Genomic DNA, 12687 nt, shown 5'->3' with positions numbered 1-12687 from the left:
GTCTCAGCCCAGGAGGGTGCCGCCGGTGGCGTCGATGAACGCTCCGGTGATCCAGCGGGCCTCGTCGGTGGTGAGGAAGGTGACCACGTCGGCGACGTCCCCGGCCTCCCCGACCCGGCCGAAGGCGGACAGCTGCGCCATCTGCGCCACTGCGTCCGGGTCGTCGAAGACCGGGCTGCCGTTGTCGGTGATGCCCGGGGCGACGGTGTTGACCGTGATGCGGCGCGGGCCGAGGTGCTTGGCGTAGTGCAGCGTCAGTTGCTCGACGGCGCCCTTGGTCATGGCGTAGGCCACCTCGCCGGGGTTGGCGAAACGGGTGAGCCCGGAGGAGATGTTGACGATGCGGCCGCCGTCGGGCATGAGGGTGAGGGCGCGCTGCACGATGAAGAACGGGGCCCGTGCGTTGACCGCCATCAGCCGGTCGAAGTGCTCGACGGTGACGTCCTCGGGGGCGCTGCCGCCCATGATGCCGGCGTTGTTGACCAGGATGTCGAGCCGGGTGTGCCCGGTGCGCTCCTTGAGGCCGCGCTCCAGGCCGAGGAAGAGCTCGTGGACGTCTCCGGCGGCGCCGAGTTCGGCCTGGACGGTGAAGGCCCGGCCGCCTTCCTTCTCGATGGCGGCGACGGTCTCGGCGGCGGCCTCGGCACCGGTGGCGTAGTGGACGGCGACGAGCGCTCCCTCGCGGGCGAGGCGGACGGCGACGGCCCGCCCGATGCCGCGGCTGGCGCCGGTGACGAGTGCCGTCCTGTCGGTGAGTCGCTCCATGGTGGTCCTGGTCCTTCCGTCCGATATCGGGTGGGCTTCCGGTGTCCGGGGGGCGGACCGCGGGGCCGGCTCCGGGCGGGTGTCCAATCCGCTGACACGGTCCGCGAGGTGACGTCGCGCCGGCGCGATGCCGAGGAGTTCGCCGAAGACGGCGCGCAGGGGTTCGACGCGGGCGCCGCCGAACAGCAACTCGGTCTGTGCGCGGATGTTGGTGAGCGTCCGGGCGCCGGCGCGGTGCCGTTCGGTGAGGCAGGTGTCCAGCTGGTCGAGGGCCGCCCGGCCGCTGAGGTGCGCGGCCAGGGCGGGTCCCAGCGCGGCCGCGTCCTGCAGTCCGAGGTTGAGTGCCTGGCCGCCCACGGGCAGTTGGACGTGGGCGGCGTCCCCGGCGAGCAGCACACGGCCACGGCGGTAGTGGGTGACCTGGCGGCAGGTGTCGTCGAAGGCGTTGAGCCACAACGGGGTGGCGGCGCCGATGTCCTCGCCGGTCACCCGCTGCCAGGCCGCCGCGAACTCGGCGAACTCCACGCCGCCCGGACGCCGCCGGGGGGCGCTGCCGTGGGCGTGGACCATGACCCGGGTGGTGCCGTCGGGGCCGCGGGCGGCGATGGCCAGGCCGTTCGGCAGCCGTTCGAAGCGCCGGTCGGACACCTGGACGCCGGTGATGTCCGCACGCAGCAGTTCGCGGGTGCCGTCGAGGCCGGGGAAGCCGAATCCGTGCAGGCGCCGGACGTCGCTGTGCTGGCCGTCGCATCCGACGACGAAGCGGCCGGTGACGGGGCAGGGTCCGGCGGCACCGTCCGTCGTGACGGTGACCCGGTCCTCCCGCTCGTCCAGGGCGGTGGCCCGCCGGCCGCGCAGCACCTGGGCACCGAGTTCGCGGGCCCACTCCTCCAGCGCGGCCTCCAGCCGGGGCTGCGGCACCTTCCACAGGCCCGGGTGGGAGGTGGCACCGGCGGCGGTCAGGTCCAGGGGCAGGCCCGCGAAGTGGCCGGTGCCGCCGGGGCGTGGCGGGCCGAGGCGGTCCAGCAGGCGCAGGTCATCGAGGATCTCCATGGACCGTGCGTGCAGCGTGGAGGCCCTCGACTCGCCCGTCGGTTCGGTGTTGCGCTCCACGACGGTGACCTGTGCGCCGTGCGATCGGAGCGTTCCGGCCAGCAGCAGTCCCACGGGTCCCGCGCCCACGACGACGACGTCCGTGTGCGGTGTGCCGCCCACGGTCAGCGTCGTGCTTCCGCGTGCGCCTTGGCGTGACCCAGCGTCGCCCGGCTGTTGGCTCCGAGGGCGTCGCGCAGATGGCGCCGGGCATCGGCGACCGACGCCGTGGGGCCGAGTACGGCGGTGATGTTCTCCTCGTCGACGACCACGGTGTGCCGGGAGGTGACCGTCGTGCTGCCCGGGGTGTCCTCGCGCAGCACCCAGGCGCCGGTGTGCAGGCTCATCAGGGCGGGCAGCGTGGTCTGCTTGTAGACGATGAGGCGGTGCGGCGAGCACACCCGGACGGACTCGGTGGTGTGGGTGGAGCCGTCCTTGGCCTTGGTGTCCATACGAAGGATCTGGATGCCCGGCGTCTCCTCCTCCAGCGTCACGGCGGCGACGTGCGGAAGCCGCTCGCTCCAGCGGCCGGCGTCGTTGAGGAAGTCGTAGACGTCGGCCGCGCTGCCCTGGACGTGGACGCTGTCCTCGAAGGAGAGGGTCGACTCGCGGGCGCCCAGGGCGAGTTCCGCGTTGGCCTTCAGTGCCGCGAGCTCCGCGCGGCTGTTGCGGTCGACGGCCTGGTCGATCCAGGCGAGGTGCGCCGGGTCGTCGTCGACGGCACGGTAGTCGTGGAGCAGCCGGACCCGGCACTCCCCCGCCCCGGCCGGTTCCACCAGCCAGGCGCCGCCCATGGCGGCGACCGGCGGTGCGCTGACCTCCTGGCGGAAGCCGATCCGCAGCCGGTCGTCGTCCAGGGTGCGGCGCGAGGTCCAGGTCTTGGGCCGGCCGTTCGCGGTGGCCCAGATCCGGATGCGTTCGTCGTCGGCGCCGCGCTCGAGGTGTTCGACGTGGACGGTGGGCGGGAAGAGGGTGGGCCAGTTCTCCACCTCGGCGATCAGCCGGTAGACGGCGTCGGCGGCGGCACGCACGGTGATCTCGTGCTCGACCTCACGGGTCGTCATCGTCAGCGCTCCTCAACTGGTCGGCGTCGTGTGCCGGTCGGTCGGCGGATCAGTAGGTGCCGAGGCCGCCGCAGACGTTGAGGGCCTGGGCGGTGATGGACGCGGCCGCGTCGGTCACCAGGTAGGCGACCAGGCCGGCGACCTCTTCGGGGGTGGAGTAGCGGCCGAGCGGGATCTTGGCCTGGAACTTCTCCAGGATCGCGTCCTCGGTGGTGTCGTAGGCGGCGGCGTATCCCTGTCGCACCCGCTCGGCCATCGGCGTCTCGACGTAGCCGGGGCACACGGCGTTGACGGTGATGCCGGTGGGCGCGAGTTCGTTGCCGAGGGCCTTGGTGAAGCCGACGACGCCGTGCTTGGAGGCGGAGTAGGGGGCGCCGAGGACAACGCCCTGCTTGCCCGCGGTGGAGGCGATGTTGATGACGCGGCCCCGGGACTTGTCCCGCATCCCGCCCGCCACCAGCACTTCCCTGGTCATCCGGAACACGCTGGTGAGGTTGGTGTCGATGACGTCGGACCACAGTTCGTCGGTGATCTCGGCGGTGACGCCGCCGCCGCTGCGGCCGGCGTTGTTGACGAGCACGTCGATGGTGCCGTAGCGGTCCACGGCCCGTCGTACGAAGGCCTGGACCGCGTCGGGTTCCCGTACGTCGCAGGGGACGCCGTCCACGTCCAGGCCGTCCGCGCGCAGGTCCTTCACGGTGCGTGTGACGTCGTCCTCGGTGCGGGCGCAGAGGAACACCCGGTGGCCCTGGTCGGCCAATGCCCGGGTGACGGCCAGTCCGATGCCGCTGGTGCCCCCGGTGACGAGGGCGGTGAGCGGAGCGTGGTCAGTCACGGAGCGCTCCTTGCGGGTCGCGGTGCAGCAAGGCGTTGACGTCCCCGATCAGGGCCCGTGGGGTCCGGGTGACGGCCAGGTCCGAGTCCTGGAGGGTGATGCCGTACTCCCGCTCGATGCGGGTGCCGGTCTCCAGCAGAGCCAGGGACTCGTAGCCGAGGTTCTCGAAGCTGATGTCGTCGATGTCGCCGTCGAGGTCGACGCTCTCGTCGGCTCCCGCGCCCTCGCGCAGAATGCGTTTGAGGTCGGTGAGGGTGAACTCGGTCGCGGTCATGGCGTCCTCTCTGGATCTCGGTGGCCGGCGGGTCCGGTGCCACCGCCGGTGTGCGGGGCGTGCTGCCGGAGCACCAGCGCGGAGTTGAAGCCGCCTCGGCCCCGGGCGAGCACGACCGCCGTGCGCAGCCGGGCCGGGCGCGGTCGGTCGGTGACGAGGTCGAGGTCGTAGCCGGGGAAGGGCGTGACATGGGCGGTCGGCGGTATGACGCCGTCGCGCATCGCCATCAGCGCCATGGCGACGTCGAGCGGTGCGGCGCCGGAGTACAGCCGCCCGGTCGTCGTCTTGGGCGCGGTCACGGGCACCCCGTGAGGGCCGAAGACCTTGCCGACGGCCTCGGCCTCGATGAGGTCGCACTCCGGCAGTCCGGCGGCGTCGGCGAAGACCACGTCGACCTCGCCGGGCTCGGTTCCGGCGTCCCGCAGGGCCGATTCCAGGGCTCGTTGGAGGCCGGGTGGGCGTCCGCTGCCGGGGGCGGGGTCCATGGTGGCGGCGTATCCGGCGATCTCCCCGTAGATCCGGGGCGCACCGCGCCGCCGTGCGCGTTCCGCGTCCTCGACGACGAGCAGCGCCCCGCCCTCGCCGGCCACGTGGCCCGCCGCCCGCTCGTCGAAGGGCAGGTAGGCGCCCTCGGGGTCGTCGGACGTGCTGAGCCGGCCGCCCGCCAGGTGGGCGACCCAGCCCCAGGAGCACAGCGCCGAGTCGACGGCCCCTGCCATCATCACCGGTGTGCCGCCCCGCAGGTGGCGTGTGGCCTGGGCGATGGCGCCGAGGCCACCGGCCTGGTCGGCGACGAGGACACCGCTCGGGCCGCGCAGTCCGTTGCGGATCGATATCTGGCCGCTGTTGACGGCGTAGAACCAGGCGAAGGACTGGTAGGCGCTGACGTACCGGCTGCCCTTGCTCCACAGTGCGGCCAGCTCGCGCTGTCCGAAGGCGAAGCCGCCGGAGGAGGCGGCGGTCACCACGCCCATCGCGTACTCGGCAAGTTCCTCGGCATCGATTCCGGCGTCGGCGAGGGCCCAGTCGGCGGCCACCAGCGCGATCCGGGTCATCCGGTCGGTCTGCGGCAGGAGCCTGCCGGGCAGGTGCTCGGCGGCGTCGAACCCCTTGATCTCGCCGGCGAGCCGGGAGGGGTAGTCGCGCGCGTCGAACAGGGTGACGGGGCCGATGGCGTTCCGGCCGGCGCGCACGGCGGCCCACCAGTCGGCCAGGCCGAGACCGTTGGGCGCGGCGACGCCGAGTCCGGTCACCACGGCGGCGGGCCGGTCCCCGGTCATGCGGCGTACCTCTCGGGTCGGGTGAGGACCACCGCGCTCTGGAATCCGCCGAATCCGCTGCCGACGGTGAGTACGGTGTCGCAGCGTCGTTCGCGGGCGGTGCGCGGCACGTAGTCGAGGTCGCACTCCGGGTCCGGGGTGTGGAGATTGGCGGTCGGCGGCACGACGTGGTGTTCCATGGCCAGCGCGCAGGCCGCGATCTCGATGGAGCCGATGGCGCCGAGCGAGTGGCCGACCATCGACTTGATGGAGCTGACCGGTGTGGTGCGCGCGTGTTCGCCCAGGGCGCGTTTGAAGGCGGCGGTCTCGTGCCGGTCGTTCTGCTTGGTGCCGGAGCCGTGCGCGTTCACGTAGTCGATGTCCTCGGGCGCGACTCGGGCCTCGGCCAGCGCGGTGCGGATCGCCTCGGCCATCTCCCGGCCGTCCGGCCGCAGCCCGGTCATGTGGTAGGCGTTGCTGCGCGTGGCGTGGGCGGCGATCTCGGCGTAGACGTGTGCGCCGCGGGCCCGCGCCCGGTCGAGTTCCTCGAGGACGAACACGGCGGCCCCCTCCCCCAGGACGAACCCGTCGCGCGTGGCGTCGAAGGGGCGTGAGGCGTGCCGGGGGTCGTCGTTGCGGGCGGTGGTCGCCTTGATGGCGTCGAAGCAGGCCGCGGTGATCGGGGAGATCGGGGCGTCGGTGGCGCCGGCGATCATGATGTCGGCGGAGCCCTCGCGGATCAGTTCGGCGGCGTGGCCGACCGCGTCCAGGCCGGAGGTGCATCCGGTGGAGACGACGGTGCCGGGTCCCTCGGCGCCCACCGCCCAGGCGACCTCGGTCGCGAAGGAACTGGGGACGAAGTAGTCGTACAGGTGCGGCAGGGCGTAGGTGTGGTCGACGGGGTCCAGCCGGCCGCCGTCACTGACCGTGCGGTACTCGCGGTCCAGAGCGGTGGTGGCGCCGACGGCGGTGCCGATGGACACCCCGACGCGGTACGAGTCGGTGGTCGCGAGGTCGAGGCCGCTGTCGGCGACCGCCTCGCGTGCGGTGACGACGGCGAACTGGGCCGCGCGGTCCATTCTGCGGATCTCCTGCGGCCCGAGGCCCGCGGCTTCGGCGTCGAAGTCCACCTCCGCGGCCACCCGGGAGCGGAACGGTGACGGGTCGAACAGCGTGATGTCGCGGGTGGCGGTGCGGCCCTCGGTCAGCAGCTGCCAGAAGGCCGGGGCGCCGATCCCGCCGGGTGCGGTGACCCCGAGGCCGGTGATGGCCACGCGACGCCTGCTCACCGCGCACTCCACAGGTAGAAGCGACGCGCCATGGCGTCGGCGGGACCGCGCCAGGTGTCGGGGTCGTAGGCGGTGATGTGCGGCTTGAGGTCCTCACTGATGGTGACGAAGCGCGGATCGGTGCGGGCCCGCTCGATGCGGTCACCGCCGTCGGCGGACTCGAAATCCTGCAGGTGGAAGTACAGGCCGCGGTACGTGAACAGCTGGCGGCGCACGGTTCCCATGGTGTGCGGCATCTCGGTGCGGTCGAACTCCGCGAAGAGTCCCGCCACTTCGGCCTCGGACGCGGTGTTCATCCGGGCCACGATCAACGTACTGTGCATCTCTCCTCCTTCGAAGGACGGCCTCGTGCGGGAGTGGGCCGTCCGTGGCCGGCTCAGCGACGTGCGGGACCGAACCAGCGGTCCAGTGCCATCGGCAGGTCGTGATCGGATCCCGGGGCGGCCCAGGCGACATGGCCGTCGGGACGCAGCAGCGCGGCCGCCGTGCCGGCGAGTTCGTCGCCGGGCTCCACGCCATGCGCCTGGGCCGTGACCACGTCGATCCGGTCCTGCCAGGGGGCGGCCCGTCTGCGCAGCACCGCGTTGTCCTCCAGGTCGAGCAGCACGCCCCGCCCGCTGCGCAGCAGATCGGCGGTGGTGGTCTTGCCGTCGTCGTGGACGAGTTCCAGGCGCGGCATGCGCATGCCCAGCAGGGGGTGCCGGCCGCCGCCGACGTCGTAGCGGATCTCCAGCCCGGAGACCATGCCGGCGAGGTGGCGGGCGACCTCGTCGTATCCGATGAGTTCGCGCAGGACGTCGCGCAGGGGCTGCATCTCCTCGCCGCTGAGGAAGAGCAGTCCCTGGGCCCGTGTGTTCATCAGCAGCCGCTCGCCCACCCTGTGACGTTCCGTGTGGTAGGTGTCCAGCAGCGTCTCGGGGGCACTGCCCCGCACCACGGCGGCCAGCTTCCAGCCGAGGTTGACCGAGTCCTGGATGCCGGTGTTCATGCCCTGGCCGCCGGCCGGGAGATGGATGTGGGCCGCGTCGCCGGCCAGCAGCACCCGGCCGCGCCGGTACTCGGTGACCAGGCGGGTCGCGTCGCCGAAGGCGCTGATCCAGACCGGCTCGGCGTGCGAGATGTCGATGCCGGTCAACCGCTGCCAGGCCGCGGCCACTTCGGCGAAGGGCGGCGGCTCGGTACGGCGCCGGGGCGGGGCTCCCCGCTCGCAGACGATGAGCCGGGTGACGCCGTCGGGCAGCGGGCCGACCATGACCATGCCGCCCGCCACGGTCTGGCCGATCATGCGGGGCTCCAGGTCGACGCCCTTCACATCGGCCAGGAACATCTCCATCGTGGCCGCCGTGCCGGGGAAGTCGAAGCCGGCCGCCTTGCGTACGGTGCTGCGGCCGCCGTCGCAGCCGACCAGATAGCGGGCGCGCAGCCGTTCGCGGGTCCCGTTCGGGCGGCGGACCTCGGCCTCGACACCTTCGTCGTCCTCGACACCGGTGCGCAGGGAGACGAGTTCGGTGCCGCGCCGGATGTCGGCACCGAGTTCCCGCGCCCAGGACTCCAGGAGGGCCTCGGTCTGTGACTGCGGCACGGTCTTGGCGGCCCGGTGCGCACCCCCGAGCACGCTCAGGTCCAGGGGGAGCCCGCCGAAGTGCCCCTGGCCGTGGGTGTCGATGTCACCCAACCGCTCCAGCAGTCCGCGCTGTTCGAAGATCTCCAGGGTGCGCGCGGTGAAGCCCAGTCCCCGGGACTCCCCCGTGGGCTCGGGCAGGCGTTCCAGTACGACGACGTCGACGCCCGCGAGACGCAGTTCCCCGGCGAGCATGAGGCCCGCCGGTCCCGCACCGGATATGACGACCGAAGCGTCCACGCGCTTCCTCCAAGTCACCGATAGAGGCTGGATTTCCCCGCGCAACAGAAATGCGGAACTTCCGGGGAAAAGAAAAGCGACCAGCGAAGGAGGGGAAAGACGCCGACCGTGCCGCACGATATCCGAAGGCTGTTTCCGGCACGGCTCTGGCGAATCTAGAACCCAGCTTCTTCGCTGGCCGATCGTTTTTCAAGTCCCTTTTCCGCAGCTGCGTCACAAGGTTTTGTGAAGGGAGTGAAAAACGGGGGCCGCGCCCGGGCGTTCCCGGCTCTGCTCAACCAGGCCGACGAGATAGTCCCCGTATTCCGTGCCCGCCTGCTCGTGCGCGAGCCGCAGGCAGTCCTCCGCGCTGATGTAGCCCATGCGGTAGGCGATCTCCTCGACGCAACCTATGCGTACCCCTTGGCGCTGTTCGAGGATCTGCACGTACTGGCCGGCCTCCAGCAGCGAGTCGTGGGTGCCCGTGTCGAGCCAGACGAAGCCGCGTCCGAGCTGCACCAGCCGGGCCCTGCCGCCCTCCAGGTAGGCACGGTTGACGTCGGTGATCTCCAGCTCGCCCCGGGCCGAGGGGGCGAGGTCGCGGGCCAGGTCGACCACGTCGTTGTCGTACATGTACAGGCCGGTCACCGCGAGGTTGGAGCGGGGTGCGCTCGGCTTCTCCGCCAGGGACAGCAGCCGGCCGTCGGCGTCCACCTCGGCGATGCCGTACCGCCAGGGGTCCTGGACCGGATAGCCGAACAGGGCGCAGCCGTCGAGGTCCGCCGCGGTGGTGCGCAGCAACTCGGAGAAGCCGTACCCGTGGAAGACGTTGTCGCCGAGGATGAGGGCGACCTCGTCGGACGCGATGTGGTCGGCGCCGATGACGAGTGCCTCAGCGATGCCCCTGGGTTCCTTCTGCTCGGCGTAGTCCAGGGTGAGGCCCAGCCGGGAGCCGTCGCCGAGCAGGCGCTGGAACATCTCCAGGTGGGCGGGGGTGGAGACGACGAGGATGTCGCGGATCCCGGCGAGCATGAGGACCGACAGCGGGTAGTACACCATCGGTTTGTTGTAGACGGGCAGGATCTGCTTGGAGACGACGCCGGTGAGCGGCCGCAGCCGGGTGCCGCTGCCCCCGGCCAGGACGATCCCCTTCATGACCGCGGCCCCGTGCGCGCCTGGTCCTCGGTGCCCAGCAGGGCCTCCTGTTCCAGACAACGCTCGTAGTCGGGCAGCAGGCCCTGGCGCTCGGCCTCGGCGAGGGTGGGGGCGGCGATGTCGCGCTGGGAGAGGATCGGCTCGATGTCCTCGGGGATGGGCAGGCCGAGCCGGGGGTCGAGAACGGACAGGGCGAGTTCGTTCCGCGCGACGTAGGGCCCGGAGATCAGGTACGACATCACCGTGTCGTCGGTGAGCGCCACGAAGGCGTGGCCGACGCCGATGGGCAGGTAGACGGCGCGGAAGTCGACCGGGTCGAGGACGACGGCGTCCCAGCGGCCGTAGGTCGGCGATCCGACCCTGGTGTCCACGACGATGTCGAGCGACCGGCCGTTGGCGCAGTAGACGTACTTGGCGGTGCCGGGGGGTGTGACCGTGTAGTGGATGCCCCGGACCACGCCGCGCCGTGACTTGCTGTGGTTGCTCTGCGCCGTCTTGAACAGGGGGCCGCCGTGGGCGGTCTCGAACGGCTGCTGCTGTAGAGGGGAGACGAACAGCCCGCGATCATCGGCGAAAACCGGTGCGGTGAACTCCAGAGCGCCTTCGACGGCGAGCTTCCGCGTCTGCATAGGGTCCCTCCGGTCAAGGGTGAGGGTGGCGAGCGCCCCGGCCCTGCGGGGCGTACGGGTGGGTGCGGCGGTGGGCTGCCAGGTCACAGGGTGGCCATGACCTCGCGCACCGCCTCGATGACCCGGTCCTGCACGTCGGCCGGCAGGGACGGGTACATCGGCAGCGAGAAGATCTCGTCGGCCAGCGCCTCGGTGACGGGCAGGTCGCCTCGGCGGTGGCCGAGGTGCGCGAATCCCGACATCGTGTGCACGGGCCACGGGTAGCTGATGTTGACGTGGATGTCGTAGGACTTGAGCCGCTTGATGATGTCGTCGCGGCGGGGGTGGCGTACCACGTAGACGTAGTAGACGTGCTCGTTTCCGGGAGTGATGACGGGCAGGCGCAGCCCGGTGTCCGCCAGGCCCTCGGCGTAGCGCCGGGCGACGGACCGCCGGCCGTCGGCGTACGTGTCGAGCCGGCCGAGTTTGCGGCGCAGGATCTCGGCCTGCACCTCGTCCAGCCGGCTGTTGTGCCCGGGGGTGCGCACCACGTAGTAGGTCTCCTCCATGCCGTAGTAGCGCAGGCGGCGGAGGTTGTCGGCGGTCTCCTGGTTGTCGGTGATGACGGCTCCGCCGTCGCCGTAGGCGCCGAGGACCTTGGTGGGGTAGAAGGAGAAGGCGGCGGCGTCGCCGAACGTACCGGCCGGGCGGCCGTGGTGGCGGGCGCCGTGCGCCTGGGCGCAGTCTTCGAGGATTTTCAGCCCGTGCCGGTCGGCGACGGCTCGCAGCGGCGCCATGTCGACGCACTGCCCGTACAGGTGCACCGGCAGCAGGCACCGGGTGCGTTCGGTCACCGCGGCCTCGACCTGGTCGGTGTCCATGAGGTGGTCCGCTTCCCGTACGTCGACGAAGACCGGGGTGGCGCCCGCCTCGTCGATGGCCACGACGGTGGGCGCCGCCGTGTTGGACACCGTGATCACCTCGTCGCCGGGGCCGATGCCGAGCGCTTCGAGGCCGAGTTTCACGGCGTTGGTGCCGTTGTCGACGCCGACGGCGTGGCCGACCCCGTGGTAGGAGGCGAACTCCCGCTCGAAGGACCGGACGCTTTCGCCGAGGACGAGTTGTCCGGAGGAGAAGACCTTCTCCACGGCGTCGAGCAGATCGGCCCGTTCGGCCTCGTACTCGCGCAGGTAGTCCCAGACTCTGATGGGCACGAGATCCTCCAGTTCGCGACGCCGACGAAGCGCCCGCGTCCGCTGCACACGTGGTTGATGCGTCCCTGTCTGCGCGAGGGGGAAGGATGCGCAAACGACCGCGGAAATGCCGTCGTCCTTCGGATGCTCTCAAGAAAGCGCCGGCCGTGAACTGGCTCCGGAGACAAGGACCGCGAACGATAGGGAACGCTATCTTCGGATCCCGTGGAGGGTCAACGAAATCACTCTCAGAAGATCTACAAGGAATTGTGAGGAGAATTCCAGGAGGTCGGCCGGCGCCCCCCTCGGGGCAGCCGCGACTGCAAGCCGGTCTACAACTGTCTGCCAATTCTTCGGACTCCGCTTGCCCGCCCCGCGCCCATGACGTGGGCTGCTCCCGTCCGCTCGGGAACGGTCAGGAAGTGGGGTTCGCATGGGACGTACGACGATGCCGGTGGGCGCCTCGGTCACGCTGTGCGCCGGTGGCGGTTGCCGCGCCCGGGAACGGTCGGGAGAGCCTCGGCTGCCCGCGTCCGCGGGGGCGTTGCTCTGCCGGTGGTGCCAGGAGAGACTCGACCGTGATCTGGGCCGGCTGCCCTCCCTGTACGAGGAGTGCGGGCAGGCGCTCGGCGGTCCGGCGCCCCGTCCGTGGGGCCGGAGGTCGGGCACGCCGCGCCGGGGCATGCCGTTCAACACGGCGGCGGCCGAGTGCCGCGCCACGATGCTCGCAGTGCTCGCGTCCTGGGCGGAGTTGGTGGCCGAGGAGCGGCGCGTGGGCCCGCCGGAGCGGACCGTGCCGGCGCTGTGTGCCTTCCTCCGGCTCCATGTGCCCTGGCTCGTCGGGCATTCGTCGGCCGAGGACGCCTCTGGCGAGGTGGCCGCGCTGGTGCGTTCCGCGCTGCGGGCGATCGGCCTGTCACCGTCCCGCCGCATCCAGGTGGGTTCGTGTGTCGAACCGGAGTGTCCGGGCAGCCTGGATGCCCACGTACCCGAGGACGGCCGACGGCCGTCCGTGATCCGCTGCACCGCGGACAGCACGCATGCCTGGCCGGGCTCCGCATGGACGGAGCTGGAGGCGCGCATGACCCGCGCGGCAGCGCGTGAGCCCGCTGCCGCGGCACGCTGGATCACCCCCGACGGCGTGGCCCGCCTCTGGGACTTGCCACGCGGCAGCGTCTACCGGCTGGCCAGCGAGCGCGGTTGGCGACGGCTGCGCAGGAACGGCCGTACGTACTACGCCGAGACCGACGTTCGCGAAACGATGAGGGAGCGGCACAGGGAATAGCCGGGGGCAGCGGCGTCGATTTGCGGGC

The 12687-nt window shown here is 71.7% G+C and carries 12 protein-coding genes; 1 reads left to right on the top strand and 11 read right to left on the bottom strand.

Going from position 1 to position 12687, the window contains the following annotated elements:
- Window positions 1–3: 3 nt before the first annotated feature.
- From ABZ192_RS24760 to ABZ192_RS24710, 11 genes are all read right to left on the bottom strand, one after another.
- The gene (locus tag ABZ192_RS24760) at window positions 4–1980 is read right to left on the bottom strand and encodes an SDR family oxidoreductase (protein WP_356926636.1); all 1977 of its coding nucleotides are present in this window, start codon (window positions 1978–1980) and stop codon (window positions 4–6) included.
- A gap of 2 nt (window positions 1981–1982) precedes the next feature.
- A complete protein-coding gene (locus ABZ192_RS24755; protein WP_356926635.1) occupies window positions 1983–2921 on the bottom strand; it encodes an aromatase/cyclase in 939 nt (312 codons plus the stop codon).
- 49 nt (window positions 2922–2970) lie between these two features.
- Window positions 2971–3756 carry a 3-oxoacyl-ACP reductase FabG gene (gene fabG, locus ABZ192_RS24750; RefSeq protein ID WP_356926634.1) on the bottom strand — a complete coding sequence of 262 codons (786 nt, stop codon included), beginning with the start codon at window positions 3754–3756 and terminating at the stop codon, window positions 2971–2973.
- Window positions 3749–4030, bottom strand: coding sequence for an acyl carrier protein (locus ABZ192_RS24745; protein ID WP_356926633.1), 282 nt, complete (start codon window positions 4028–4030; stop codon window positions 3749–3751). Before ABZ192_RS24745 ends, fabG begins: the two co-directional genes overlap by 8 nt.
- On the bottom strand, window positions 4027–5310 hold the full coding sequence (locus ABZ192_RS24740) for a ketosynthase chain-length factor (protein ID WP_356926632.1): 1284 nt from the start codon (window positions 5308–5310) through the stop codon (window positions 4027–4029). The genes ABZ192_RS24745 and ABZ192_RS24740 overlap by 4 nt, the downstream gene beginning before the upstream one ends.
- On the bottom strand, window positions 5307–6578 hold the full coding sequence (locus ABZ192_RS24735; protein WP_356926631.1) for a beta-ketoacyl-[acyl-carrier-protein] synthase family protein: 1272 nt from the start codon (window positions 6576–6578) through the stop codon (window positions 5307–5309). The genes ABZ192_RS24740 and ABZ192_RS24735 overlap by 4 nt, the downstream gene beginning before the upstream one ends.
- Window positions 6575–6901, bottom strand: a complete 327-nt coding sequence (locus ABZ192_RS24730; protein WP_356926630.1) for a TcmI family type II polyketide cyclase — start codon at window positions 6899–6901, stop codon at window positions 6575–6577. The genes ABZ192_RS24735 and ABZ192_RS24730 overlap by 4 nt, the downstream gene beginning before the upstream one ends.
- Window positions 6902–6954: 53 nt before the next feature.
- Entirely contained in the window at window positions 6955–8439 is a 1485-nt protein-coding gene (locus ABZ192_RS24725) for an FAD-dependent monooxygenase (RefSeq protein WP_356926629.1), read from the bottom strand.
- Between the two features lie 213 nt (window positions 8440–8652).
- Window positions 8653–9573: a glucose-1-phosphate thymidylyltransferase RfbA gene (rfbA, locus tag ABZ192_RS24720; RefSeq protein WP_356926628.1), complete on the bottom strand. Its 921-nt coding sequence runs from the start codon at window positions 9571–9573 to the stop codon at window positions 8653–8655.
- On the bottom strand, window positions 9570–10202 hold the full coding sequence (gene rfbC, locus ABZ192_RS24715; RefSeq protein WP_356926627.1) for a dTDP-4-dehydrorhamnose 3,5-epimerase: 633 nt from the start codon (window positions 10200–10202) through the stop codon (window positions 9570–9572). Before rfbC ends, rfbA begins: the two co-directional genes overlap by 4 nt.
- 83 nt (window positions 10203–10285) lie before the next feature.
- Window positions 10286–11395: a DegT/DnrJ/EryC1/StrS family aminotransferase gene (locus ABZ192_RS24710; protein WP_356926626.1), complete on the bottom strand. Its 1110-nt coding sequence runs from the start codon at window positions 11393–11395 to the stop codon at window positions 10286–10288.
- A 412-nt stretch (window positions 11396–11807) separates the two neighbouring features.
- Here ABZ192_RS24710 and ABZ192_RS24705 point away from each other — a divergent pair, with 412 nt between their 5' ends.
- A complete protein-coding gene (locus ABZ192_RS24705; RefSeq protein ID WP_356926625.1) occupies window positions 11808–12659 on the top strand; it encodes a hypothetical protein in 852 nt (283 codons plus the stop codon).
- Window positions 12660–12687: the final 28 nt, after the last annotated feature.

It is taken from the genome of Streptomyces sp. NPDC006235, from assembly GCF_040613735.1.
Lineage (GTDB): Bacteria > Actinomycetota > Actinomycetes > Streptomycetales > Streptomycetaceae > Streptomyces.
The sequence above is the reverse complement of the archived record's forward strand: the minus strand, read 5'-3'. Positions and strand labels throughout refer to the sequence as shown.